The 26,089-nt window shown below is 41.5% G+C and carries 30 protein-coding genes; 2 read left to right on the top strand and 28 right to left on the bottom strand.

Annotation, left to right across the window (positions count from 1 at the left end; genetic code table 11):
* Positions 1 to 71 precede the first annotated feature (71 nt).
* The 4 genes from mfd to A8F95_RS07475 form a co-directional block, all read right to left on the bottom strand.
* Positions 72 to 3,587, bottom strand: a complete 3,516-nt coding sequence (mfd, locus tag A8F95_RS07460) for a transcription-repair coupling factor (protein WP_065409956.1) — start codon at positions 3,585 to 3,587, stop codon at positions 72 to 74.
* A 113-nt stretch (positions 3,588 to 3,700) separates the two neighbouring features.
* The gene (gene fin, locus A8F95_RS07465; RefSeq protein WP_065409957.1) at positions 3,701 to 3,931 is read right to left on the bottom strand and encodes an anti-sigma-F factor Fin; all 231 of its coding nucleotides are present in this window, start codon (positions 3,929 to 3,931) and stop codon (positions 3,701 to 3,703) included.
* 73 nt (positions 3,932 to 4,004) lie between these two features.
* Entirely contained in the window at positions 4,005 to 4,571 is a 567-nt protein-coding gene (pth, locus tag A8F95_RS07470) for an aminoacyl-tRNA hydrolase (RefSeq protein ID WP_049666038.1), read from the bottom strand.
* A gap of 151 nt (positions 4,572 to 4,722) precedes the next feature.
* On the bottom strand, positions 4,723 to 5,349 hold the full coding sequence (locus A8F95_RS07475) for a 50S ribosomal protein L25/general stress protein Ctc (RefSeq protein WP_065409958.1): 627 nt from the start codon (positions 5,347 to 5,349) through the stop codon (positions 4,723 to 4,725).
* 367 nt (positions 5,350 to 5,716) lie between these two features.
* Here A8F95_RS07475 and A8F95_RS07480 point away from each other — a divergent pair, with 367 nt between their 5' ends.
* Positions 5,717 to 6,004: a hypothetical protein gene (locus A8F95_RS07480; protein ID WP_065409959.1), complete on the top strand. Its 288-nt coding sequence runs from the start codon at positions 5,717 to 5,719 to the stop codon at positions 6,002 to 6,004.
* Here A8F95_RS07480 and A8F95_RS07485 read toward each other — a convergent pair.
* The 13 genes from A8F95_RS07485 to metG all read right to left on the bottom strand — a co-directional run bounded on the left by A8F95_RS07485 (position 6,001) and on the right by metG (position 17,689).
* The gene (locus A8F95_RS07485; RefSeq protein WP_049666033.1) at positions 6,001 to 6,960 is read right to left on the bottom strand and encodes a ribose-phosphate diphosphokinase; all 960 of its coding nucleotides are present in this window, start codon (positions 6,958 to 6,960) and stop codon (positions 6,001 to 6,003) included. The genes A8F95_RS07480 and A8F95_RS07485 overlap by 4 nt on opposite strands.
* Before the next feature lie 16 nt (positions 6,961 to 6,976).
* Entirely contained in the window at positions 6,977 to 8,350 is a 1,374-nt protein-coding gene (glmU, locus tag A8F95_RS07490; protein WP_065409960.1) for a bifunctional UDP-N-acetylglucosamine diphosphorylase/glucosamine-1-phosphate N-acetyltransferase GlmU, read from the bottom strand.
* A gap of 222 nt (positions 8,351 to 8,572) precedes the next feature.
* Positions 8,573 to 8,866, bottom strand: a complete 294-nt coding sequence (spoVG, locus tag A8F95_RS07495; RefSeq protein ID WP_041101893.1) for a septation regulator SpoVG — start codon at positions 8,864 to 8,866, stop codon at positions 8,573 to 8,575.
* Between the two features lie 231 nt (positions 8,867 to 9,097).
* Entirely contained in the window at positions 9,098 to 9,472 is a 375-nt protein-coding gene (gene ridA, locus A8F95_RS07500; RefSeq protein WP_065409961.1) for a 2-iminobutanoate/2-iminopropanoate deaminase, read from the bottom strand.
* 12 nt (positions 9,473 to 9,484) lie between these two features.
* Positions 9,485 to 10,318, bottom strand: a complete 834-nt coding sequence (gene purR / locus A8F95_RS07505; protein ID WP_049666027.1) for a pur operon repressor — start codon at positions 10,316 to 10,318, stop codon at positions 9,485 to 9,487.
* Between the two features lie 67 nt (positions 10,319 to 10,385).
* A complete protein-coding gene (ispE, locus tag A8F95_RS07510) occupies positions 10,386 to 11,255 on the bottom strand; it encodes a 4-(cytidine 5'-diphospho)-2-C-methyl-D-erythritol kinase (protein ID WP_065409962.1) in 870 nt (289 codons plus the stop codon).
* Between the two features lie 167 nt (positions 11,256 to 11,422).
* On the bottom strand, positions 11,423 to 11,599 hold the full coding sequence (locus tag A8F95_RS07515) for a small, acid-soluble spore protein, alpha/beta type (RefSeq protein ID WP_049666022.1): 177 nt from the start codon (positions 11,597 to 11,599) through the stop codon (positions 11,423 to 11,425).
* Positions 11,600 to 11,931: 332 nt separating this feature from the next.
* Positions 11,932 to 12,186 carry a biofilm formation stimulator Veg gene (gene veg, locus A8F95_RS07520; RefSeq protein ID WP_049666021.1) on the bottom strand — a complete coding sequence of 85 codons (255 nt, stop codon included), beginning with the start codon at positions 12,184 to 12,186 and terminating at the stop codon, positions 11,932 to 11,934.
* Positions 12,187 to 12,370: 184 nt separating this feature from the next.
* Positions 12,371 to 13,249 (bottom strand): sporulation peptidase YabG, encoded by an 879-nt coding sequence (yabG, locus tag A8F95_RS07525; protein ID WP_065409963.1) that lies wholly within the window; start codon positions 13,247 to 13,249, stop codon positions 12,371 to 12,373.
* A 135-nt stretch (positions 13,250 to 13,384) separates the two neighbouring features.
* A complete protein-coding gene (gene rsmA, locus A8F95_RS07530) occupies positions 13,385 to 14,260 on the bottom strand; it encodes a 16S rRNA (adenine(1518)-N(6)/adenine(1519)-N(6))-dimethyltransferase RsmA (protein WP_065409964.1) in 876 nt (291 codons plus the stop codon).
* Positions 14,257 to 14,814 (bottom strand): ribonuclease M5, encoded by a 558-nt coding sequence (gene rnmV / locus A8F95_RS07535; protein WP_065409965.1) that lies wholly within the window; start codon positions 14,812 to 14,814, stop codon positions 14,257 to 14,259. Before rnmV ends, rsmA begins: the two co-directional genes overlap by 4 nt.
* A gap of 8 nt (positions 14,815 to 14,822) precedes the next feature.
* Positions 14,823 to 15,593 (bottom strand): TatD family hydrolase, encoded by a 771-nt coding sequence (locus tag A8F95_RS07540; protein ID WP_065409975.1) that lies wholly within the window; start codon positions 15,591 to 15,593, stop codon positions 14,823 to 14,825.
* Between the two features lie 89 nt (positions 15,594 to 15,682).
* Positions 15,683 to 17,689 (bottom strand): methionine--tRNA ligase, encoded by a 2,007-nt coding sequence (gene metG / locus A8F95_RS07545; protein ID WP_281181749.1) that lies wholly within the window; start codon positions 17,687 to 17,689, stop codon positions 15,683 to 15,685.
* Positions 17,690 to 18,123: 434 nt separating this feature from the next.
* Here metG and A8F95_RS07550 point away from each other — a divergent pair, with 434 nt between their 5' ends.
* Positions 18,124 to 18,408 carry a transition state genes transcriptional regulator AbrB gene (locus A8F95_RS07550; RefSeq protein WP_049666009.1) on the top strand — a complete coding sequence of 95 codons (285 nt, stop codon included), beginning with the start codon at positions 18,124 to 18,126 and terminating at the stop codon, positions 18,406 to 18,408.
* A gap of 27 nt (positions 18,409 to 18,435) precedes the next feature.
* On the opposite strand, the gene rsmI is transcribed toward A8F95_RS07550, so the two are convergent.
* From rsmI to A8F95_RS07605, 11 genes are all read right to left on the bottom strand, one after another.
* Positions 18,436 to 19,308: a 16S rRNA (cytidine(1402)-2'-O)-methyltransferase gene (gene rsmI, locus A8F95_RS07555; protein ID WP_065409976.1), complete on the bottom strand. Its 873-nt coding sequence runs from the start codon at positions 19,306 to 19,308 to the stop codon at positions 18,436 to 18,438.
* Positions 19,280 to 19,576: a GIY-YIG nuclease family protein gene (locus A8F95_RS07560; RefSeq protein WP_065409967.1), complete on the bottom strand. Its 297-nt coding sequence runs from the start codon at positions 19,574 to 19,576 to the stop codon at positions 19,280 to 19,282. The genes rsmI and A8F95_RS07560 overlap by 29 nt, the downstream gene beginning before the upstream one ends.
* Positions 19,560 to 20,306, bottom strand: a complete 747-nt coding sequence (locus A8F95_RS07565) for a tRNA1(Val) (adenine(37)-N6)-methyltransferase (RefSeq protein WP_065409968.1) — start codon at positions 20,304 to 20,306, stop codon at positions 19,560 to 19,562. Before A8F95_RS07565 ends, A8F95_RS07560 begins: the two co-directional genes overlap by 17 nt.
* Before the next feature lie 146 nt (positions 20,307 to 20,452).
* Positions 20,453 to 20,821, bottom strand: a complete 369-nt coding sequence (yabA, locus tag A8F95_RS07570; RefSeq protein ID WP_049666003.1) for a DNA replication initiation control protein YabA — start codon at positions 20,819 to 20,821, stop codon at positions 20,453 to 20,455.
* 13 nt (positions 20,822 to 20,834) lie between these two features.
* Positions 20,835 to 21,662, bottom strand: coding sequence for a PSP1 domain-containing protein (locus A8F95_RS07575; protein ID WP_049666001.1), 828 nt, complete (start codon positions 21,660 to 21,662; stop codon positions 20,835 to 20,837).
* Positions 21,655 to 22,656, bottom strand: coding sequence for a DNA polymerase III subunit delta' (gene holB, locus A8F95_RS07580; RefSeq protein WP_281181750.1), 1,002 nt, complete (start codon positions 22,654 to 22,656; stop codon positions 21,655 to 21,657). The genes A8F95_RS07575 and holB overlap by 8 nt, the downstream gene beginning before the upstream one ends.
* 12 nt (positions 22,657 to 22,668) lie before the next feature.
* Positions 22,669 to 23,109 carry a YaaR family protein gene (locus tag A8F95_RS07585; protein ID WP_049665998.1) on the bottom strand — a complete coding sequence of 147 codons (441 nt, stop codon included), beginning with the start codon at positions 23,107 to 23,109 and terminating at the stop codon, positions 22,669 to 22,671.
* Between the two features lie 15 nt (positions 23,110 to 23,124).
* Entirely contained in the window at positions 23,125 to 23,454 is a 330-nt protein-coding gene (locus A8F95_RS07590; RefSeq protein ID WP_041101868.1) for a cyclic-di-AMP receptor, read from the bottom strand.
* 112 nt (positions 23,455 to 23,566) lie between these two features.
* Entirely contained in the window at positions 23,567 to 24,220 is a 654-nt protein-coding gene (gene tmk / locus A8F95_RS07595; protein WP_065409977.1) for a dTMP kinase, read from the bottom strand.
* 13 nt (positions 24,221 to 24,233) lie between these two features.
* Positions 24,234 to 25,676, bottom strand: a complete 1,443-nt coding sequence (locus tag A8F95_RS07600) for an aminotransferase class I/II-fold pyridoxal phosphate-dependent enzyme (RefSeq protein ID WP_065409970.1) — start codon at positions 25,674 to 25,676, stop codon at positions 24,234 to 24,236.
* Positions 25,677 to 25,737: 61 nt separating this feature from the next.
* Complete coding sequence (locus tag A8F95_RS07605; RefSeq protein WP_176713646.1) at positions 25,738 to 25,929, bottom strand: sigma factor G inhibitor Gin; 192 nt, start codon at positions 25,927 to 25,929, stop codon at positions 25,738 to 25,740.
* Positions 25,930 to 26,089 lie beyond the last annotated feature (160 nt).

The raw sequence follows: 26,089 nt of genomic DNA on the forward strand, positions 1-26,089 counted from the left end.
ATGATATTGCCCTTGTGATTGTTATTATTTATCATCTGGGAAGTTCTATACATTTTGTTGTGTTTTTCCCACTATTTTTTCGCTGTCTCTAAATTTTTTATAATATCGAAGGCAATTCCAAACCACGTCTCCGTTGTCATATTTTTAATATCGATAGTCAGTTTGAGCTTACTATCTTCCATTCCAAGCCCCACTGCTCGTCCATGTTTATTGCAAATATTGAATACTTTTGAGCCATCAATTTCTTTCGTTCCATCTTCATTCATTAATATATACACGGAGTCTTTTTCTTGTTTAATTAACTCTAGTTGAGCAGCAACCGCATAAACCTTCATCTCTGCTACCTTGAAGAGATCTTCCACCTCACGTGGATAGTCACCAAAACGGTCTACCATTTCTTCTTTTAACTCCTCTACTTCTTCTAATGATTCTATACTTCTGAACCGTTTATACATCTCAATTTTCTGACGGCTGTCTTTAATATAAGAATCAGGGATGTAAGCATCAATAGAAATTTCCGCTTCAAACGATGATTTTGTCTCTTTTTTGTCTGCTCCTTGTTTTTGTTCGATGGCTTCCTTCAACATTTGAGAATATAAATCGAATCCGACGGAGTCAATAAATCCGTGCTGTTGGGAACCAAGTAAATTTCCTGCCCCGCGAATAGATAGGTCGCGCATGGCAATTTTAAAGCCGGAACCTAGTTCAGTAAATTCTTTAATCGCCTGCAAGCGCTTCTCAGCCTGTTCAGATAATACTTTGTCCTTACGATACATAAAATAAGCATAGGCTACCCGATTGGAGCGCCCAACGCGCCCGCGAATTTGATAAAGCTGGGATAGTCCCATCCTGTCTGCATCATGGACAATGAGTGTATTAACATTTGGAATATCAACGCCTGTTTCGATAATCGTCGTCGTGACAAGGACATCATATTCCCCTTCTAAAAAGCTTAAGATCACTGTTTCAAGCTCTCTTTCCGTCATCTGGCCGTGTGCGTAAGCTACTTTGGCATCAGGGACAAGCATAGCAATTTCATCTGCTTTTCGTTCAATATCCTCTACACGGTTATACAAATAAAATACTTGTCCTTCCCGGGCAAGCTCCCGCTCAATCGCTTCTCTAATTAAGGCAGGATTCAGTTCTGCTACGTATGTTTGTACAGGAAAACGATTCTCTGGCGGCGTTTCAATAACAGATAAGTCCCGAACACCAAGCATGGACATATGAAGAGTCCGTGGAATCGGTGTCGCTGTCAGTGTTAAGACATCTATATTTGTCTTCAGCTGTTTGATTTTCTCTTTATGTGTCACACCAAAACGCTGCTCTTCGTCCACAATTAACAGCCCTAGATCATGGTATTGAATATCTTTCGATAGTAAGCGGTGTGTGCCGACAACAATATCTACCGTGCCATTTTTAAGGCCTTTAATCGTCTCGGTTTGTTGTTTTCGGGAACGGAAGCGGCTCAGTAGACCAATCTCAATCGGAAAGTCCCGGAAACGCTCGCTCAACGTTTCAAAATGCTGTTGAGCCAGAATAGTGGTTGGCACAAGAAAAGCGACTTGTTTCTCGTCAGCAATGGCTTTAAAAGCGGCTCGAATGGCTACTTCTGTTTTACCATATCCAACATCTCCACAAAGAAGGCGATCCATTGGCCGTTCTTTTTCCATATCCATTTTAATCTCGTTAATTGAACGAATTTGATCTTCTGTTTCTTCATAAGAAAAAGCTGCTTCGAATTCCCTCTGCATTTCTCCATCAGGCGAGAATGCGTATCCTTTAGCCGCTTCTCTCTCGGCATAAAGTTTGATCAAATCATCTGCAATGTCTTGAACGGATGATTGAACTTTGCTTTTAACCCGTTTCCATTCGCTGCCGCCTAATTTATATACTTTTGGCTCTTTTCCTTCTGAACCTACGTATTTCTGAACGAGCTCAATTTGCTCAACCGGAACATACAGTTGGTCTGTTCCCTGATATTTAATATTTAAATAGTCTTTGTGTACTCCTTTAATTTCAAGCGTTTCAATTCCTAAATATTTTCCAATACCATGGTTCACATGAACCACGTAATCTCCCGGCTTTAGTTCCGAATAGCTTTTAATCCGCTCGGCATTAGACAGTTTTTGACGCCGCTTGCTGCTTTTTGGTTTTTTATTGAATAATTCCTTCTCTGTAATAACCGCAAGATGTAGCGCAGGAAATTCAAACCCTGCTGTTAAAGTTCCGCGGTTGACTTGCACAGCCTGTTCTATAATGCTGTTTTTCTCTAGTGAACTAGAGGCTTCAATCTCATAATCTGCTAAAACACGTTGAATTTTAGCTATCCGCTCCTCACTTTCGCCAAGAAATACAACGGTCATCCCAAGCTTTTTCCAGCGCTCTACTTCTGCATGAAGCACATTCATCTGACCGTGAAAATCTTGCATTGGCCGCGAGGAAAAATTAACGATATTTTCTGGGCGCGTATGAGCAACCTTACGCAAAAACAGCGCAAGGTAAATAATTGGCTGACGGATAGTGGATAACAACTCTCCAAAATGGTAAGACAATTTAATGTCATGGAGGATTTTCCCCTCTTCTAACAGTGATGTATACCATTCAGCTTCCTCTTGTTGTAGAGAATCATTCATTTCATTAATTCGGCTAATCTCATCGAAGAATACAAGGCCATCCTCCGGTAAATAATCGGTTAAACTCATTGGGTTTTCATACATTAAGGCCGTGTATTTCGCTAATCCTTCTATTGGAATGCCTTGCTTTAAACGGTCAATTTCAAAGCCGATATTTTCTTTCATCAGCTGTTTCGTTTCAGCCTTTTTAACTTTTTTGAGTGAGTCTTGTAAAACTTCCTCTAACCGTTGTGATAATACTAAAAGCTGTTCCGAAGAATACGGCGTTTCTGTAACAGGGCTAATATCTATCTTATTCTTATTTTCAATAGAGCGCTGGTTCTCCATAGAAAATGTACGAATCGAATCTACTTCTGTATCAAATAACTCAATGCGAACAGGGTGCTCAATCGTCAATGGGTAAATATCAATAATACCGCCGCGCACACTGAATTCTCCAGGTGCATATACCATATCCGTGCGTTGATAACCCATTTGCACGAACTGATGGATCGTTTCGTCCAAATCAATTTCTTTTCCAAGCTCAATTGTTTTTTGCAAGCTGGCCCATCTCTCTTTAGGCGGCAGCAGTTTTCGCAGTCCAGCAACAGGCACGATATAAATCCCTTTTGCCTGATGAACCATATGATTTAGCACTTCAATTCGCTGCGCTCGCAACTCAGGACTTGCTACGCTAATTTCAGCGGCTATTAGCTCATTCGCTGCATATAAATATACTTCTCGCTCGTCAACAAACTGAAGTAAATCATCGTACAGCTTTTGAGCTTGAAGCAGGTTATACGTTACGACGACGGTAGGCCTGCCTGTTTTCTCGTAAGCAGCCGCTATAAAAAGGGCTCGAGATGATCCCGAAAGACCGGCAGCTAATTGTTCTTTTAGCCCGCCTGATACCCCATCAAGAATAGATTGAATATCATGATTCCGCAAGAGAATTTGTTGTAAACTATTCACGCTTTCTTCCTCCCCTTAAATGGACACTTTTACTGTCCCTCCAACCAAGGCTTTCTATTTGTTGCCTCGGCAGAAAACAGAAAAATGCTTTGGATCGCTGTCCAAAGCTGTTTTTAATGTATAAAGTAATCATATTGGTGAAAATCAGGGTTTCTTTGAAGAGATTCCTCGCAATCTTCACATATTGTCATGATCTTTACGTTTCCTTCAGAGTCGTAATGAACCATCTCTATTCTTTCGTCCTCCGTCAGTGCATTGATGCCAAGCTGTCGGCTAGATACAACTGATTGCTTAAGGCTTCCAACCATCGTTCCGCAATGGCGGCAAACGTAATGAATGGCCATGTGCCTCCTCCTTTGCTGCTCACTTTTGTTATGTATGGCTAACGTTAGTATAGGCAAAGAAGAAAGCATTTATTCATATCTGAATGTTATATTCGTTCATTACTTCAAGAAACGGTTTTTCCAGCCATGCTTCTACTGCGTCTGCACTTTTTGAAACGGCTTGCTTCATTTTTTCTTGTTCTTCTTCTGTAAATCTTCCTAATACGTAATCAACAACCTTCATAGGCGGAGTTGGACGGTCAATGCCGATACGGATACGATTAAAATTCTGCGTGCCAAGATGAGCAATGGTCGACTTAATCCCATTGTGCCCGCCTGCACTGCCTTTTTGACGGAGACGAATACGACCGACCGGCAAGTCCAAGTCGTCGTAAATCACGACTACCTCTTCTGCTGCCACGTCGTAATAGCGCATAACCTCTCCAATGCTTTCCCCTGACAGATTCATATATGTAAGCGGCTTAAGTAAAATAGCTTTCTCTGTCCCCTTCCGCACAATGGAATAAATGCCTTTATGCTTTGCTTCTGTAAGGGGTGAATTAAACCGCTCGGCTAACTCTTCAATTACATCAAAACCGATATTATGCCTCGTACCTGCATATTTTGCTCCCGGATTGCCGAGACCAACGACTAGCTTCATTTTGCGCACCTCGAATTTTTTCTTCAATAAATTAATTTAAGTATAACGCACATGAGTCAGAAATTATACGCTTAATTATAAACCCTATCCTCTTTCTTCCGCAAAAAAGAGGCCCGCTCCATTACGGAAAGGAGGGACCTCTCTCTTTATATTATTCTTGCTCAGCCTTCGCTTCCGTTTCAGTCTCTGCTTCTGAAGCTTCCTGATTAGTTTCCTCAGACGCTTCTTCGACACGTGGAGCAAGCACAGATACGATGACTTCATCATCTTCATGATTTATAGTAAATGGCTGGCTATTACGGATATCACTGATAGATAGGCTGTCACCAATATTTAAATTAGAAACATCCACTGCCACACTTTCAGGGAACTCACTAACCTTTGCTGTCACTGAAAGCTCAAATAGCGGCTGCTGAACGACTCCGCCCTCTTTTGCCCCAGCGGCTTCTCCTTCTAAATCAACTCGAACATTGGACGTCATCTCAGATGATAAATCTACTGCCAGGAAATCAGCGTGAACGATATAATTTTTAATTGGGTCTTGTTGATAATCGTGTAAAATAACGTTATGTTGTTTTCCGTCTACGGCTAAAGAAATGACCCCGTTACGGCCAACTTCTTTAATCACTTTGAAGAAATCTCCTTCATTCACAAAAACGGACTCTGACTCAACTTCTTTCCCGTAAACAACAGCAGGGAAATTTCCACTCTCTCGCAGCTCGGTTTTAGCCGATCGCTGAAATTCATTACGCTTTTTTGCTTCAAGTACTGAACTCATTAGAGAAACTCACCTTCCTGTATTATGATCTCTGTCTGAAACTTCTGTCCTAAACCATCTATTCCCTTATTGTGTCATGGCTAAACATAAAAAGCGTAGACAAGGCCTTTTTATTGCTTGACGGTTCTTTCAGCTATATACATGTTGGCAGCACACCCATCGCTTGACTACTCTAGTCTCCTACAATGTCAAAATAAATAGCCTTTCCCCTGAGATCCGAAAAATGGATTTTTGAAGGAAAGGCTATTTATTAGAGCGAGAGTATTCGGCTTCGCTTTTCTATTGTCCAGCTGCGCCTCCTTGGAGCTCGAGGTCATAAGCTAAGCCGCCCAGAAGGTTAAGAACAACCTTCCAGACGGCTTGGCTTATGCTTGTCGCCCCAGAACAGGCGGCTTCGCTTTTCTATTGTCTAGTTGCAGGCGCTAGCACGTACGGCGGTTTCGAAATTTCTGCAGGAGTCAAAGAACGACTCCAACAGAAATTCCTCCAACCTCCTATCGTGCTGATCGAGCACCCTCCACTTTTCTATTGTCTAGCTGCAGACGCTAGCACGTACGCTGATTTCGCTCTCTCTGTCGAAGTTTGGAAAACAACTTCTCGTCGAGAGCTCCAATCCGCTATCGTGCTCAACAAGCGCCCTCCGCTTTTCTATTAATCAAATAATGTGCTGACGGATTGTTCTTCGTGAACACGAATGATGGCTTCACTGATTAGTGGTGCAATGGAAAGCTCTACAATTTTGTCAGTCTTTTTCTCTTCTGGAAGAGCAATTGAGTTTGTAATAACAAGTTCTTTAATGTTAGAGTTTTGAATACGCTCGATCGCTGGGCCTGAGAGCACAGGATGCGTACAACAAGCATATACTTCTTTTGCTCCGTTTTCGACCAGCGCATTAGCTGCAAGTGTAATGGTACCAGCTGTATCGATAATATCGTCAATCAAGATAGCAATTTTTCCATCGATATTCCCAACGATGTTCATTACCTCAGCTACATTTGGTCTTGGACGGCGCTTGTCGATAATAGCAATTGGTGCTTTTAAACGGTCGGCCATTTTACGTGCACGTGTTACCCCACCATGATCTGGGGAAACGATGACAACATCATCTCCGCTGAAGTTTTTCCCTTTAAAGTAATCAGACAAGATTGGTACACCCATTAAGTGATCAATTGGCATATCAAAGAATCCTTGAATTTGCGGTGCATGTAGATCAAGCGTAATTACGCGAGTTGCTCCAGCTGTTTCAAGTAAGTTAGCTACCAATTTTGCAGTGATTGGTTCGCGAGCGCGGGCTTTGCGGTCCTGACGTGCATAACCATAGTAAGGAATAACAATATTGATCGTTTTAGCAGAAGCTCTTTTTAGAGCGTCAATCATAATGAGTAGTTCCATTAGATTTTCATTGACCGGTGCACTCGTTGATTGAACAACGTATACGTCGCAGCCGCGAATGCTCTCTTCAATATTAATTTGTATCTCTCCGTCGCTAAAACGCTTCACTGAACATTTCCCTAATTCTACTCCAATAATTTCGGCAATTTCTTCAGCGAGTTTGCGGTTAGAATTGAGAGAAAAGATTTTCAACTTAGGGTCTAAATACTGATTATGCATGGGTGGACCTCCGCCTTTATTTTTTAAGATTTAACTTTTCTACGTAATTTTCTTTGTTTACTTGACGAGCACGGCCAATGGCTAAAGCTTCACCAGGCACATCGTTCGTAATAGTAGAACCGGCTGCTACATACGCCCCTTTGCCCACTGTAACAGGAGCTACAAGGTTAGAATTACAGCCGATGAATGCATCGTCTTCAATCTTAGTTAAAAATTTATTTTTTCCGTCGTAATTCACTGTAATAGAACCACAGCCAAGGTTAACGCCACTTCCTACTTCGGCATCGCCAATATAGCTTAAGTGGGAAGCTTTACTGCCTTTGCCAAAGACAGACTTTTTAATCTCAACGAAATTACCGATCTTCGCTTCATCGCTGATTTGAGATGCTGGACGAATGTGTGCAAATGGCCCGATCGCCACACGAGATCCAATTTCACTATCAGCAGCCACAGAATGGCGAATAACAGTGCTATCTCCAACTTGGCAATTGTTAATCTCACTATTTGGACCGATCTCGCAATCAGCACCAATAGAAGTGTTTCCAGACAATACTGTTCCAGGGTGAATAATAGTATCTGAACCAATCACTACGTCTGGACCGATAAATGCATTTTCTGGACTGACGAGCGTTACTCCATTGCGCATGTGCTGCTCGTTAATACGTTCACGCATAATTTTTTCTGCTTGGCTTAAAGCTACACGATCATTTACACCAAGTGTTTCATTGAAATCGGCTGTTTGATAGGCGGCTACTTTCTCTCCGGCCTTCTGAAGGATTTCAATAACATCTGGCAAATAATATTCGCCTTGGGCATTATCATTTGATACTTTCTTCAACGTCTCAAATAAATAACGATTATCGAAACAATAAGTGCCTGTATTAATTTCTTTCACTTTCCGTTCCTCGTCTGTTGCATCTTTATGCTCAACGATTTTCTCAACCATTCCTTGCTCATTGCGGATGATTCGCCCATAACCATCAGGCTGATCCGTGTAAGCTGTTAAAATAGTCGCTTTTGCCTGTTGTTCTGTGTGGAAGTTTACAAGCGCCTCCATAGTGGAAGACTTAATAAGAGGTGTATCACCACAAACAACGAGTGTACAACCCTCTTCTTTACCGAGGATCTCTTCCGCCTGCATGACTGCATGAGCGGTGCCAAGCTGCTCTGCTTGCAAAGCAAACTCGCTTTTTTCCCCAAGATAGCCTTTAACTTTTTCTGCTCCATGGCCAACAATTGTAACAATTTTATGTGTATGTAAATCGGATATTTGATCAATTACATGCTCTACCATCGGTTTACCGCAGACAGGGTGCAACACTTTATAAAGCTTAGACTTCATACGCGTGCCTTTTCCTGCTGCAAGAATGACAGCATAAATATTCGTCATTGAGGGTCCCCCTATAACCTTTTATCCTTATTGACTATATCTTAAAAGGGCTCTTATTTCAAGACAGCTTAAAAAACGACAAATTTTTGTCAATGAATATTCGAATTTTTTAAAGGAAACGAAGAAAGAAGATTCCAAGAGGATAAGCAGAGTGGAAAAAGAGGAAATTTTCGCACTAAAAAAGAGCCATACATTTGAAGTAGGCTCTTGTTGCATTTAAATTTATGAAGCTCCTGCTTCTTCTAATTCCACTTCTTCTAATTCTCCCAAACGGTGATACTCAGCTAAAACAGCATCTTGGATTTTACCGCGTGTGTTGGAGTTGATCGGATGAGCAATATCACGAAATTCTCCATCTGGTGTGCGTTTGCTTGGCATGGCTACGAATAAACCATTGTTGCCATCAATTACACGGATATCATGAATAACAAATTCATTGTCCAACGTAATAGATGCAATCGCTCTCATGCGGCCGTCCGTATTTACACGTCTTAGTCTCACATCAGTTACTTCCACTCTGTTCACCCCTTTTTCCCCTATATAAAAAGCCTAAACTAACTATTCAATAATATTTTAAATATTCCTTCTTTTTTTTGAAAAAATTTTACTTTTTTTTATATAAAAAACACTCGTGATTGTTTCACGAGTGTCAGAATACAGATTATCTCTATGTTTGTTTTGAAAACGCTTGCCTTATCAAAAAATAATAAAGAAAGAGAGCGCTTGTCTTAAAGCTCACACTTGTTGTTATTTTACGAGCGCGATGACTTCAATCTCCACTTTTACATCTTTCGGCAATCTTGCTACCTCTACACAAGAGCGAGCTGGTTTGTGATCGCCAAAGTATTGGCTATACACATCGTTTACTGCCGCAAACTCTTCCATATCCGCGATAAAAACTGTCGCCTTTACAACGGTATCTAGTGAAGCACCTGCTTCAGCCAGTACAGCTTGAAGATTCTTGAATACTTGGTGAGTTTGCTCTGTTACATCTCCATTCACTAGTTCCCCTGCAGGTGTTAATGGAATTTGACCAGAACTGTAAAACATGTTGTTTACAATAATCCCTTGAGAATATGGCCCAATAGCCGCTGGTGCTTGGTTTGTTGCTACTACTTTCATGTTAACCTCTCCTTATGAAAACTGTATATTTTCGGAAAAATAATTTCCTTCTACTACAGAAATAGCAGACGTACGAACATTTACATCTTGAAGCTTAACAAGAGATATGTAGTCCTCCACGAGTCTTTCCTCGTCATGCTCCGCTTCCACTAGCACAGCAATTCCCGCTACTGATGCATTAAACTCAGCGAGCAGGCTGATCATTCCATTAATGGTTCCACCTGCTTTCATAAAATCATCAACAAGCAGCACTTTGGAACCTTCCTTCAAACTACGCTTCGCCAGCACCATCGTCTGAATTCGCTTCGTAGATCCGGATACGTAGTTAATGCTTACAGTTGGACCTTCTGTTACCTTGCTGTCTCTGCGAACCACGACGACTGGAACATTTAAATGCGAAGCAATAGCATGGGCAATAGGGATGCCTTTCGTGGCAACTGTCATAATGGCGTCGATGTCCATTCCTGCATACGCTGAGGCAAGGAGCTTGCCAACTTGGTGAATAACTTGCGGATGACCAAGCAAATCCATCATGTATAAATAACCGCCCGGAAGCAGCCTTTCTGGATTTTCAATTTGCTCACAGAGCTCCGCAATAAACTTTCGTGCTTCCATCTCACTGACTTTCGAGAAGTACTTCACACCGCCAGCTGCTCCGGGAATAGTTTGAAGCGAGCCGATGCCACGCTGTTCAAACGTTTCCTTCACAATAGACAAGTCCTCACTAATAGACGATTTTGCTGATCCGTACCGTTCAGCAAAAAAAGTAAGTGAAACTAGCTGCTGCGGATGTTCTAATAAATAATGTGTCATATCAATTAACCGTTCACTTCGACGAAACTTCATGTTTTACTCTACCCTCCTAAGGAGTAAATCCGAATATTTAATTTTAAATATAACTTAATATACGGATTCAATCAACAGGAATCCCTTCTCCTAACAGTCGGACTGCGTATACCTGGTCACAAAATCCTCTTAAGCCGTTGCAAACCCGGTGCATTCTAGAATCATGCTGGATGAGTCCAAAAACAGTCGGTCCGCTTCCACTCATCAGCACCGCATCTGCTCCAAAACGTTCCATCTGTTCTTTAATCTGCGCCACTTCCGGATAAAGCTTTAAGGTAACAGATTCTAGAACATTGCCAAGGTTAGCGCACATCTTTTGATAATCCTTCGTTTGAATCGCAGTCATCATCGCTTTCGTATCAGGATGACGGAGCCCATCGATTTTTAAGTTTTTATATACTTCCGCTGTTGATACTCCAATGGTCGGCTTGGCCAGAACCACCCAACAGTTTGGCGGAGACGGAAGATGCTGTATTTTTTCTCCACGTCCCTTTGCTAAAGCTGTGCCGCCATACACACAAAAAGAAACATCGGAACCAATCTCTGATCCAAGCGCTGCTAATTCATCCAGGCTTAATCCTAGATTCCACATTCGGTTTAACCCTTTTAATGTCGCCGCAGCATCACTGCTGCCTCCTGCTAAACCGGCAGCTACTGGGATAACCTTTTCAATGCCGATTGCTACACCTGAACGAATGCTATATCTTTCTTTCAGCAGCATGGCTGCCTGATAAGCTAAATTCCGTTTATCGTCCGGAACAAAACGGTTATGGGATATAATTTTAATTTCATCTTTTGCGAGCGGTTCCAGTTCTATGCGGTCCGCCAGATCCACCGTTGTCATAATCATTTCAACTTCATGGTATCCATCCGCACGTTTATGCAGCACATCAAGCGTTAAGTTAATTTTCGCTGGTGCTTTCATCATTATCTTCACAATAGCCACCTACTTTGTGCACAATACAATTAGTTTAGCTTATTTTATCATAAAGTCGATTAGGAGTTGTAAATATGATGTAGGATGGAGTAATTTTCTATATAAAAAGAGACCGGGCTTCCTCCCCGATCTCTTAGCGGCGTTTCAGTTAGAAGTCAACTACCGTGTCAGCGCTTGTTAACGAGGTGGTTTTCTGCAAGTTCAATTGCTCTCTTTACCATGTTGCCAGCATCACGAGCTGTAATTCCGCCCCAGCCTTCCCGTTGAACAGTGTCATAAAACCCTAGCTCTTTCGCAAGCTCTTCCTTCAATTGGTCAGACATAATCCCTCTTCTTCTGCCCATTCGTTTTCCTCCTTCTGCCGCCATTTATAGCTTAACCAGCCCGTTTAAAACGATTAGCGGAAAATGAAGGGAAGCCCTCAATGCAGAGAGCGCCGATTATCAACGACACGCATAAGACAAGCTGGCTGAAGAACTGGAAGACAACCAAGCCAGAAGGCCTTGACCAGTCCCGACGGACCATGTTCCTCTCTCAAAAAGTTTGTTTTTGGCGTCTACAGGGAAAAGTTAAGTATTCCTGAAGCACTTAGTTGACTCAAAAGTAAATTAGAATACATCCCACTTTATTTTTAAAACAAATAAAAAAGCAGTAAACAATATTGTTTACTGCAAACTTAAACGGCGCTTCCTGCTGCGTCTTCAAATGTTAATTCTACTGTTTCTGTCAACACATCTGCATAGCTGTATGACACTCTTTCAAACGCGTTTTCATCTTGATCTAACTCTACTACGAAGACTGCTTGATATGTTTCAGCTAGAACACCAGATCGCTCAATCGTTTTTCGGCGTCCCCCGTTTGCCTTCAACAACAGTCTTTTTCCTAAATTTGAATCAAGAGATTTTTTAATGTCGGCTAATGTTTTTGGCATCCGCTTCCACCTCACTATTTTTATAATACCATGATTTAAATAGCAAGTCAAATAAATAAAATATTTTATCAACCAGTGCCCCCTTTTGTCAACGTTTTTTATTTTACAAAAACCTGCTTTTTTCATCATATTTTTAGCGTGCCCAATAATTCAATAACCATGACAAAATTGTTTTTAGTGTTCTTTATTCCTCTTCAGGAGGCTGAAAAGGCATGCCAACCCGAAGCAGTCCCTTCGTTTCAATTCCGCCAAGCCCTTTATTTCCTGTCAGTGTGTTTCTAAGCACTTCGCGTACATCTACAAGCTCGTTAAACGGCGTAAAACCGATTTTAGATGAAATATAAACAGGATCGAGTGCATGAATATTTACGCGAAAGGGCGAACTGGCAAAGTTGGCCCCCGCCCGGATTAAGGACTCAAAATGCGATTGACAGGCCCCGGCAAAAATAACTAACTGATCTAGATGCGGAATTTTCTTTCGCGCCAGCCGAACAGTTTGAACAAAGTATTTTGAATGACGATACGCATTTATATCTGATTTACTTCCCTTCGTTTTCGAATAAGAGTCATGACCAGTGATGACTAATATATCTGGACGATATTCATCAATTAACGATAAAATTTTCTGCGGCATTTCTTCTTCCAGGCAGTGTACTCCATAAACGGGAAGGCCGATTTTTTCATAAGCAGCTAAGCATTTTTTTAAATAGTTAGGATCGCCGTCCATGTGGAGCACCCTGCCTGGTATTTGAAAAACGTCATTTTCATTCCGATAACACTTTGTTGCCCTGTACTCCTGTTTTTCCTTAATTAGCTCCAGTTCTTGTCTAAATAAATGCAGCGATTGCTCTTCACGCATCCTCGTATCACGTGTCATTCTCTGCTGCTCATCGGGGTCTACTTCTAATAAATCGGAGAACGGGGCATCTGCAATCAGCCGATAATCTTCTCCTGATAAAATCGCTATTTTGCCTTCCTCTGTCTCTTTAATCTCCATTACCCGGAACAATATGTCATTCCCATAAGACGGGCGGCTAACAATAGAATTAATACGAATCACCATGTGATCATCCCCGTTAATTTTTACTCTTCTAGTTATCCTATGCAAAAGAAGTATAATTGGGGAATACAGATATATAGCTGATAAAAAACAGCCCTGAAAATAAAATATCTGCCCCGATAATGAGGCGGATACTTCTTAATTAAAAACAGGATAAAGAGCATTGGCGAGTCGAGCAAATTCCTCAAGCGAAAGGGACTCTCCTCTCCTCGACGGTTCTATTTCAGCTTGCTGAAGCGCCTCTAAAATCTGCTCCTTTTTTTCTTTTCCGGCAGGCAATTGATTCGTTAAGTTATTTAAAATAGTCTTCCGGCGCTGGGCAAAAGAAGCGCGAGTAACGGTAAAGAAAAACTCTTCATTCGTCACTTCTACAGCCGGACGCTCTCTTCTAAGCAGCTTAATAATGGCAGAGTCAACATTTGGCTGCGGCATAAAGACGGTTTTAGGTACGATAAAAGCGGTCGTTGCTTCCATGTAATATTGGATAGCAATCGAGAGCGAGCCGTAATCTTTGGTGCCTGGTTTGGCTGAAATGCGATCAGCCACTTCCTTTTGAAGCATCACCACCATCCCCTTAAAAGGGACCTTATCTTCAAGCAGCTTCATGATAATGGGTGTTGTAATATAATAAGGCAAATTGGCTACTACCATCAGCTGTTCAAAATCGGAAAACTCTTGCTCCGTGATTTGCGCCACGTCTGCTTTTAATATATCTTCGTGAATGATTTTTACATTGTCATAAGGAGAAAGTGTATCAGATAGAACCGGCAAAAGCCGCTGGTCAATTTCAAAGGCTACTACTTTTCCCGCCGTACGAGCTAAATGTTCAGTCAAAGCGCCAATTCCAGGACCAATTTCGATCGCTCCTGTTTCTTTTGTCAGCTCAGCTGTTTCTGTAATTCTACGCAAAATATTCGGGTCGATTAAAAAGTTTTGTCCTAAGCTCTTTTTGAAAGAAAAACCGTATTTTTCTAAGATCTCTTTCGTTCGCGTAGGGGTGGCAATATCTTTCATGTTTTTTCCTCCTGCAACACTTCTTTTAAAGCGCGAGCAAACTGTTCCTGTGTAATTTGGAACATCAGCAGGCGTTTGTATAACTGCTTGCCGTTCATATAGCCAATCCGGAGCTTTTCGCCGAGCTTCTGCCTTCTTTCTTTTGCCTGAGGCCCTCCAATGAGTCCGGCATCCACCAAATCTTCTTTTGAAATTTGCTCTGCGGCTTCTTTTTCTACCGTCTGGGCATCTTTTAGGGCTTTGCGGATTGCCTCTACAGATGCGTGCTCGACCCCAACACCTCTTCCCCTCTTTTCAATGGCTTCGTGCTTTGGCAAGAAAGCATGCTTGCAATCAGGCACCTGCTCGGCAACAATGTGCCTAATCCGTTCTCCCGGATAATCGGGATCCGTAAAAATAATAACCCCTCTCGTCTCGTGTGCCAGCTTAATTCTCTCAATCACAGCATCTGACACCGCCGAACCATTCGTTTCTATCGTATCGGCATTCACTGCCCTCTTAATCGCTGTTGTATCGTCTTTTCCTTCTACAACAATAATTTCTTTTATTTTCATCTTATCACTCACCGCTCAATACGAAACAGCTTACGGGCATTTTCTGTTGTTGCTTGTGCCACTTCTTCGTAGTTTATTCCTTTCAGTTCAGCAATTTGTTCTGCTACTAATTTTACATAAGCTGGCTCATTGCGCTTGCCGCGATAAGGGTGGGGAGCGAGATACGGACAGTCCGTTTCAATTAGCAGCTTATCAAGTGGAATATCGGCTGCCACCTCTTTTGGCTTTTTGGCATTTTTAAAGGTCACGGGACCGCCAAGAGAGATGTAAAAGTTCATATCTACACATTCACGGGCTGTTTCAACACTGCCACTGAAGCAATGCATAATGCCGCCTACTTCCTCGGCTCCTTCTTCCTTCAAAATCTCAACGATATCCTGTGTGGCTTCCCGATTATGAATAATGATGGGGAGCTTCACTTTTTTAGCTAGCTGGATTTGCTTGCGAAATACTTCTTTCTGAACATCTTTGGGCGACTTGTCCCAATGATAGTCAAGCCCCATCTCCCCTAAGGCAACGACTTTCGGATGTGCCGCCAGCTCTTCCAGCCAAGCGAGATCCTCTTCTTCCATGTCGATTGCATCAACCGGATGCCAGCCGACACTTGCATATAAAAAGTCATACTTTTCAATTAGTTCAAGTGCTTTTTCAATTGTTGGGCGGTCAAAGCCGACAACGACCATGTTTTCTACGCCTGCTTCTTGAGCCCGTTCAATTACTTCTGCTATATCTTCTTTATATTGTTCAGCATTTAAATGAACATGTGTATCGAATAACAATCTTTTCATCCTTTCTAAAAGAAAAACATAGACGTTTCCGTCGAATAATTGTTCCACGTGAAACATTCTATGTTTTTCAATCGACTCATTTATTTAATCCGCGAACCATTTGGCAAGTTTTCATCCACACTAACTAATGATAATACGCCATCAGCTTTACCAGCAAGGATCATGCCTTGTGATAATTCCCCACGTAATTTAACTGGCTTTAAGTTAGCGACAACGACTACTTTACGGCCGACTAGTTCTTCTGGCTTGTAAAATTCAGCAATGCCGGAAACGACCTGGCGCTTTTCAAAGCCAAGATCCAATTGAAGCTTTAATAATTTATCAGCTTTTTTAACTGGTTCTGCAGCAATAACCGTTGCGGATCTTAAATCAATGTTCATGAAGTCATCAATGGTAATTTCATCAGCTAGTTCAACCTTTGGCTCTTCTTTCGGTTCTTCTTTTTTCTCAGGAGTGCCTTGCATTTTCTCTTTAATGTAGGCAATTTCTTCCTCGATATCAAGGCGAGGGAAAATTGGCTCTCCTTTTTTCACGACTGTTGTGCCTTCTGGTATCAATCCGAATTGAGACAGGCTGTCCCATGATTGCAGCTGTTCATCTTGAATGTTCAACTGTTCGAAAATCTTCTTCGGTGTTTGTGTCAAGAATGGTTTTAGCATAACAGCCATTCTGCGTAAAGATTCTGCTAAATGAACCATGACATCGCCGAGTTTCTCTTTCTCTTCCGCTTTAGCAAGTACCCATGGCTGTGTTTCATCAATATACTTATTCGTACGGCTAACAAGCTGCCAGAGAGCTGACAATGCAACGGAAAATTCCATCTTCTCCATCGCTTCTTCATATTGTTTCACTGTTTCCATGTTCATTTGCTCAAGCTGCTGATCAAACTCTCCATTTGACCCTTTGTATGTTGGGATTACACCATCAAAATATTTATTGATCATGGCAACAGTGCGATTTAATAAGTTACCTAAATCGTTAGCTAGGTCGTAATTAATGCGTTCAACGAAGCCTTCTGGTGTAAAGACGCCATCTGAACCGAATGGCACCTCACGCAGTAAGTAATAACGAAGAGCATCGAGTCCATAACGGTCAATCAACGTAACTGGATCGACTACATTGCCTTTTGACTTCGACATCTTTCCATCTTTCATGAGCAGCCATCCATGTGCAAATACCTTTTTAGGAAGAGGCAAATCAAGCGCCATCAGCATAATTGGCCAATAAATTGTATGGAAGCGCACAATTTCCTTGCCGACAAGGTGGACATCAGCCGGCCAATATTTTTGGTACTTCTCATCATGATCCGTTCCATATCCAAGAGCAGTAATATAGTTAGAAAGCGCATCGATCCATACGTAAATAACATGCTTTGGATCCCCTGGCACCTTGATACCCCAGTCAAAAGTTGTTCGGGATACAGCTAAATCCTCTAGCCCTGGTTTAATAAAGTTATTAATCATTTCATTTTTACGAGATTCCGGCTGAATAAAGTCCGGATTCTCCTCGTAATACTTCAGCAGACGATCTGCATACTTGCTCATCTTGAAGAAATAAGATTGTTCTTTTACCTTCTCAACAGGGCGGCCGCAGTCTGGACAGTTGCCATTTTCCAATTGGCGTTCTGTAAAGAAAGACTCACACGGTGTACAGTACCAGCCCTCATATTCGTCTAGATAAATATCACCTTGATCTAATAGCTGTTTAAAGATTTTTTCGACAATGTCCTTGTGACGAGTCTGTGTTGTACGAATGAAATCATTATAAGAGATGTCTAGCTTGTCCCATAACTCTTGAATGCCAGAGACAATATTATCGACATATTGCTGCGGAGTTACGCCTGTTTCTTCCGCTTTCCGTTGAATTTTTTGTCCATGCTCATCTGTACCTGTTAAGTACATGACATCAAATCCACGCAGTCTCTTATAACGTGCCATAGCATCGCCTGCTACCGTTGTATAAGCGTGTCCGATATGGAGATTTCCACTCGGATAATAAATCGGTGTCGTTAGATAAAATGTGTTCTTTTGATCATTCATCTTGTACCCCTCCTCAAAACGCTGATTCTTATGTAGAAAAGCCCTCACCCAGCGGTTGAGAGCTTTCTTTTACATTCATGCCCCTAGCGGACAATTCATACTAAATTTTATTGACATTATGACTATTATACAAAAAAAATATACATAGGCTATGGTTAAAGAGCCACTTCTTTTATTTTCTCTTATTCAGCGACAATTGTAAATATTAAACTCTCTTATATTAGCTAATTTTAAAAGATTCGACATGGAACTCAATTGATTCGACATTTTTTTTATTTTTTCATTTCCAATTTATTACTCAAGGCTTAAAAACCTTATTATATCAACATTTTAAGCACTTTACATTCCCTGGTAAAATTACATTTTCTTGTTGACGACGTTGGGAATAGCTGGTATGATAAGATCATAAGTGAAAAATATGTCGAAAATTGACGATTAAGCTTTATATTTTAAATATATTAGTTTGGAAGGAGCAAAAAAAAATGAAATCAACAGGTATTGTTCGTAAAGTTGACGAATTAGGACGGGTGGTTATTCCAATCGAACTTCGCCGTACATTAGGAATTGCTGAAAAGGATGCGTTAGAAATTTACGTAGACGACGACAAAATCATTCTTAAAAAATATAAACCTAGCATGACTTGCCACATTACAGGTGAAGTTTCTGATGACAATATCAAACTTGCAGGCGGAAAATTAATTCTTAGCCGTGAAGGTGCAGAACAATTGATGAAAGAAATTTCCGAGTCATTTGCTTCTACAAAATAAAAAAAACGAGCCAGTGCGGCTCGTTTTTTATTTTACGTGATAAGCCTGGTAGACATCACGTTTTCCCATATTCCGATCGACAGCCGTCTGTTTAATGGCTTCTTTTGAAGACAGGTTGTTTTCATTAATATAATAGTCAACATGATCAACCACAGAGTAAGAGGACCACCATGCTTCGGCTTCCCCTTCCTCCGCTTCTTCGTTTCCTTCAACGATTAAACAAAATTCCCCTAGAATTCCTTCTTCTTTTGACCAGACGAGTGCCTCTGCGATGGTGCCCCGCAGAAACTCTTCAAACTTCTTTGTCAGCTCCCGACACAATACAATTTCCCGGCTATCTCCTAATATTTCAGCCATAAGGGCAAGGGTGTCCTTTAAGCGATGCGGTGATTCATACAAAATAAACGTATCGCGCACTTTATTCAACTCAGCTAGCTGTAGTTTCTTTTCTTTTTTATGCCGGCTTAAAAAGCCATAAAAATAAAATGGCTGGGGAGCAAGACCTGAAGCAATAAGAGCGGTCAGTGCAGCATTTGCGCCAGGCAGAGGAACAACGGTTAAGCCTTCCCTGATCACAGCGGCGGTCAGTTCATAGCCTGGATCTGAAATAGACGGCATGCCCGCATCGCTCACTAGGGCTACTTTTTCTCCCTGCTTAATGCGCTCAAGGAGCTGCTTGCCACTCATTTCTTTATTATGCTCATGATAACTTGTTATGGGAGTGGCAATCTCGAAGTAATTGCATAGTTTTTTTGTATTACGTGTATCTTCAGCGGCAATGACATCCGCTTCTTTCATCATTCGAATCGCTCGAAATGTCATGTCCTCTAAATTTCCAATCGGGGTAGGCACTAAATAAAGAGCTCCTCCCTCATGGATAAAACTTTTTTGTTTCCTGATCATAGCGGCAGCCCTCCCTTTGCAAATAATGAATCTTCTGCTTTCGTGTCAGCTGTTTAAAAGCATATTCTGCCTGCATTGCTTCCGTCACGGTATCAAACTTTTCCGAATGGATCAGACGCACAGGGCCTCTTCCTCGTGTATACTTTGCTCCTTTTCCAGAATTATGGGCCTTTAGCCTTTTTTCTAAATCGGTCGTATAGCCTCCATACAACGAGTGATCCTTACACTCTAGCACGTAGAAAAAATGTTCATTGTTCTTCTCCATATAACATCTCTCTTACTTCTGCTGTATATTCACCCTGCTCATCGTACACGAACAATGGCGGCAATATTTTCAAGTCAGGCGCTCCATCTTTCATGCCCTCAATCAATACCGTGTTGGCTTCCTTTCCCGTTTTCGGATAAACAAAGCGGAGGCGTTTGGGCTCTAAGCGATATTTTCTCATGAGCGTCACTAAATCTAATAATCTTCCCGGACGGTGAACAAAAGCCGCTTTTCCGCCTTGTTTTAAAAGCTCGCTGCTCGAGCGGATACAATCCTCAAGCGTACAGTAGATTTCATGGCGGGCAATAGCCAAATGCTCATTCATATTTAGCTCTTTGTCAGAGGGTGTGACAAAATACGGAGGATTGCACGTCACTACGCTGTGCTTTTCGTACCCTAATTGTGCGGGAGCCTCTTTTAAATCTCCGTGTACCATAGAAATTCTGTCTTCTAATCCGTTATACTCAATGCTGCGAAAAGCCATATCGTACAATCGCTCTTGAATTTCCACGCCAATGATCGGTACCTTTGTTTTAGCGCTCATTAGGAGCGGCACCACTCCGTTTCCCGAGCATAAATCAACAATCGAGCCTTTCTTAGCAGGAAGATAGGCAAACCTCGCAAGGAGTACAGCATCAAGAGAAAAAGCAAAGACGGACGGACTTTGAATAATTCGCAGTTCCTCCGCCAGCAAATAATCGAGCCTTTCATCACCTTTTAATAGAACCATTTCCTTCTTTCCTCCTGTTTTTACAAAAAAGAAAGACTGTCCCGACAGGCCTGACTGCTGCTTCACTTAGGAAGGATGTCACCTCTTCTTAAATGATTGACAGTTCCGGTACCGGCCTCCGTGGACAGCCTCATCAACATGCTCTATTATTTTTTATTTAAAAATGATAAACAAAACAAGCAATCTTCGTCTTTGCGCGGACTTCCAAAATGAATATTGCAAATATGAAACCCTTCTTGATAAAGCCTTGCAAGGTTATCATATCCCTCGCCTATATCCATTAGTTTTGAGAAGCTTTTGCTGCTAGTCTCTTTGTCCAATTCTTGTCCAGCTTGATCATGAGAAAGTTCAATCTCTTCAAGACGGCGTCGTAAATGTTCATTCTCCAATTGTAATGAATGGTTTTCTTCCATCATTTTTACTAAACCTTTTTTCAACTCTCCCAGCTGTTTATACAGCTGGCCAATCTGCATTTCCATATCGCTGACCGAATCAAGAAATTCTTTTTTTTCCACCCGTTCCACCCCATCACTCTGTGGCTTGTACTGACACGGCACCTTCCGCCCCAATTTCATCCATGGTGAACTCAAGGATTCGCTCGTGGTTGAATACCTCTACTTGAAGCACCCGTTCTAGAATATTCAAACCGACAACTTTTCCAGCACCATGAGGGGTGTTCACTTTCGTACCTATATCAGGAAGAAGCTCTTTTGCTGCTTCATATTCATCGTTTTCATATTTCAAGCAGCACATTAAACGACCACACAAACCTGAAATTTTAGTCGGATTTAATGAGAGGTTCTGATCCTTCGCCATTTTTATTGAAACTGGCTCGAAATCTCCTAGAAAAGTCGAGCAGCAAAGCATTCTGCCACATGGCCCGATTCCACCAAGCATTTTAGCTTCGTCACGGACTCCAATTTGCCGAAGTTCAATTCTTGTTCGGAAAATAGCGGCTAAATCTTTTACAAGCTCCCGGAAATCCACTCTTCCATCTGCTGTAAAATAAAAGATCACTTTGTTGCGATCAAACGTATATTCAACATCAACAAGCTTCATATCCAACTGATGCTCAGAAATTTTCTGGCAGCATATTTCAAAAGCTTCTGCTGCTGCTGACTTATTCTCTTCCACAATTAAGCGGTCTTTCTGGTCAGCTTTACGGATGACTTTCTTTAAAGGAAGGACGATATCATCATCATCCACCTTCTTCGGCCCTACAACTACTTCGCCGTGTTCTACACCTCTGGCAGTTTCCACAATGACATGGTCATTTTTCTCAACGCCTAGATCCATTGGATCAAAATAATATATTTTACCCGCTTTTTTAAAGCGTACTCCTACTACATCATACAAAGGATGCTCCCCCCTGCAATTTTAGCACAAGCTGCTCCATTAGCAGCTGTGGATTCATATTAGCATCAAGTTTCCGCTTTGCTTCTAAAATAGCAGTTATCTGCTCTGTTGTATTTACAATGGAAGAATGAAGAGCCGTATTCTTAAGCAAGGCAAGCTGGTCAGGATAAGCAAGACCTTGCTCTTCTCCTGTCTGAATAGACAGCAAATCTTTGAAAAGCAGCAACAAAAGATCGAGTGCAACGCTGACTTGTTGTTTATCTTTAAAATGCCCGTTAAAGTCCTCCTGTAATTTCACCATTGCTTCTAATGGGTTTTTTAGCAGGACTTCGTATAATTTTAACACTATCTTACGTGACTGTGCAAACCACTCTTCGGTACCCAGACGAAACGCTTCTTCAAAATTGTTTGTCAGCCTTGAAACCAGTGCAGCCATCGGCAGGGAAACTTCTTTTTCAATTAATTTATTTTTTAGGAGAGCGGGAGGCAGCGATTTAAAAGAGAGGAGCTGGCAACGAGACAGGATCGTTGGAAGCATTCGCTGCGCCTGTTCAGTTAAGAGCAGCGCCACTGTGTCTGCTGCTGGCTCTTCTAAGAACTTCAGCAAACTATTAGCGGCACTAGCTGTCATTTTATCTGCGTGATTGATGATATAGATTTTTCTGTTTGATTCTACAGCTGTTTTACTAAATTCCTGCTGTAAGTACACAATCTGTTGTTTTTTTATCGATAGACCATCAGGTTCGACCATATGGACATCCGGATGGTTGCCGCTATCAATCCGCCGGCAATTGCTGCACTCGTTGCAAGGCCTGTCACCTGCTTCTTCACAAAGTAAGCTTTTTGCAAAATAAAAAGCGGTTTTCTTCTTGCCTGTTCCCGGGTCGCCCTCAAATAAATAAGCATGAGCCACTCGATCTTTTGTCAGGCTATTGGTTATCATTTTGAGTACAATAGGCTGCAGTTCATTTAAATCTTTCCATATATCGGACACTTTCATCCCCGCCTATGTGTATAAATTTATAATGAGTCCTTTAATTTCGCCAATTTTGTCTAATAAATCGACGGATGATTTTTCCCGATTCATGACGTCTTCCGTCAGTTCAATCAATTTCTCGTCAATTGTTTCAACCGTTTTTAATTTACGTCCTTCACCAAATTGATTCCACGTATGAGAATTTTTTAAATTCATGCCAAAGTCTACAGCTTCTTTAATAAAGCGTCGTACAAGTGTTTTATATTTTGCCATATCTTGAAATGTCCGCGAGCGGGCTAATCTTTCTCCCGCTCCCTCGATATCAACAAGCAACTTCGTCAGCTGTTCTGTTTTCATCTGTTGGCCTTGGTGCTGGACCAGTCCTGCAAACTTTGATTGGCCTGTTTGTCCAGGCTTCTGGTCTGTCCACGGTTTATCTATATTAAAATTTAGATCCTTGTTGATTTTCATTGAATATTTCCCCTGTTAGAATTGATGAAATTGCTCCACTGGCAAGACAAATACAGTCGCTCCGCCTACCGGAACTTCCACAGGATAAGGAACATAAGAATCCGCATTGCCTCCCATTGGGGAAACAGGTGCTACCATCTGATCCCGTGACTGGCAATTCTCTTTAATAATAGCAAGTGCCCGATCAAGCCGAATATCATCTGTCCCAATAATAAAGGTTGTGTTTCCAGCTTTTAAAAATCCGCCTGTCGTAGCAAGTTTTGTTGCCCGAAAGTTGTTTTCTATCAAAGCTTGCGATAAACGATGGCTATCCTGATCCTGTACCACTGCCAAAATTAATTTCATCCCTCTTCCTCCTCTTTCTTTTCTCTTTCTTCTATTATACCAAGAAAAAGAGTGTTTTTTTGAATTGTACAAACAATATTAATAAAAAAGAACTCCTTTCGCAGGAATTCTTTCAACATTGCTGGCCGAGAGATTGTTCTTCAACTTTAGCCAAAATCAATTTTAGACTTTCCTGATAAACTGATTGAATAGAAGCCTCTGCATTTACAACGGCTATACGCTCAGGGAACTTGTCTGCCAGCTGCAAATATCCTTCTCTTACCTTCTCATGAAATGACAGGGCCTCTAAGTCTAAACGGTTTACCTCCCGTTCCTTATGCGCTTTAATGCGCTCTAGCCCCACTTCCGGGCGAACATCAAATAATAAGGTTAAATGAGGCATAAGCTCGCCGATTGCAAATCGGTTGATCTCATATACGGCCTCCATCCCTAACCCTCGCGCATATCCTTGGTAAGCAAGAGAACTATCGATAAAGCGGTCGCAAAGCACGATATGTCCTTCCTTAAGGGCAGGACTCACCTTCTCCACGAGATGCTGCCTTCTCGCTGCGGCATACAATAAAGCCTCCGTTCGCCCATCCATTGAAATATTTTCTTTATTTAAGATCACTTCCCGAATTTGTTCAGCAATCGCAATACCGCCTGGCTCCCGGGTTGCCATAACGACTTGTCCTCTTTCTTCAAGCCCTTGTTTGAGCTTTTGGATAATACTTGTTTTGCCGGCTCCCTCTGGTCCTTCAATAGTAATAAAAACGCCTTGTCTCATATAATCCTCCGCATTATTCATGATTGCCACTTTCCTCAGCAAAAACAGCTAGTTTCTTTTCTTGCAATTGCTGCCCTCCCTGTATATGTACCCCTTCCGTGAGCAATTTCTCCATTGCAGCCGCCTGTTCTGTAAATATTCTTTCTCCCGCTATCATTAACGGAATACCTGGAGGGTAAGGAATAATGGTTTCTGCTGCAATCCTGCCAGCTGCTTTTCGTACAGGTATCCACTCAATTTGATAATTCTTCTGCTCTCCATACGACAAAGCAAGAGGAGAAACTTTCTTCTGACTGGGCACTGGTACAGTAGGGAGAAAACTTTCTTCCCGCTCCTCTATTATAAACTGTGATAGCTTTTTCTCCACATCACTAAAAAACCCAGTTTCTCCTTGTTTCACTAAAGGAAGTGTACATAACACTTGTGCTTGATCCGCCATCTCTGTGTAGATCTCTGCCTCTTCTAATCTTTTTTGTAATTCGTAACCACTATATCCGGGCTTTCTAAGCAATAACTTCAAAGGATCATCGGAAAAAACAACTCCTATTCCTTTCTTATGAAACTGCAAAGACAGCTTTTCTCTCATTTGCAGCATAAAAGATTGATCCTCTTCAGTTATACTCGCTAAATAAGCCCTGGCTGCATCTAATGAAGCCATAATAGGGTAAGAGGGACTACTCGATTGTAACGCTTGCAGATAAAACTCTAGTTTCGCAATCGGTACTTTCTCTGATTGCACGTGAAGGTAAGAGCCCATTGTCATGGCTGGAAGCATTTTATGGGCGGAATGAACAACAATATCTGCCCCTAATCTTAAAGAACTTTTTGGAAAAGGAGAGCGCAGTGTGAAATGAGGACCATGAGCCTCATCGACAAGGACAAAGGAACCGTGCTGCTTTGCCAGTCTAATCATTTCTTCAAGCTCTCCTATCATTCCATAATAAGTAGGATACGTGAAGATAACCGCTTTTGCAGAAGGAAAACGGCTATACGCTTCCCTAATCGTATCTAAACTAACTTGTCCAGCCGCCTGTATACGGCTATCATATGCAGTATCTAAAAATACCGGCTTTAGCTTCGCCAGTTTCAAGGCATGAAAAATGGATTTGTGGGAATTACGCTGTACGAAAACAATGTCCCCTTCTTCGCATACAGACATCACCATTGCTAGATTCCCAACTGTACTGCCGTTCACTAAAAAATAGCTTTTTCTCGTGTTATATAAGTCTGTTAGCAACTTCTGCGCTTCTAAAATGCAGCCTTCGGGTGAGTGAAGATCATCCAGACCTGTAATTTCAGTTACGTCATAAGGTAAAAAGTTTCGAAAATCTGCAGGCAGCCATTCCTTCGTTAACACACCATTTTTATGGCCAGGTACATGAAAAGACAACGGCTGCCGCTTTATATGTTGTTGTAATGCATGAATAAGTGGGGTATGTGCTTGCTTTAATTTCAATGAACATCCTGCCTTTTCTATCTATACTTTTCTCTTAGCCTAACATACTAGAACAAGGAGATCACGAGAAAACAGAAGGCTTTCTTATTTTGCCCAATTTTTTCACAAGCTGTTCGTACTTTTCAGTTCCAGGTTCTGTTTGAACAATTTCTCTTTCACATTCCCAACAAATAAAAGCAGTATATACATACATACCGTCTTCTTTCTCTTCTTCACATACTACACAAGTCTTCCCTTTATATAATTTTTTCAACTTCTCCACCTCCTGAAAGCTAGTATGTCCTTTGTTTGTTAAAAATATACGAATCTAGTGATTATCTATAGATTCTTAAGAACATGTTTTAAACCGCTTTCCGAGGAACCCCTTTAACAAGACCTAAATACAAAAAAAGAACAGCTAAATGCTGTTCTTT

The organism is Pseudobacillus wudalianchiensis (genome assembly GCF_001685015.1).
In the GTDB taxonomy this organism is placed as follows: Bacteria; Bacillota; Bacilli; order Bacillales; family Domibacillaceae; genus Pseudobacillus; species Pseudobacillus wudalianchiensis.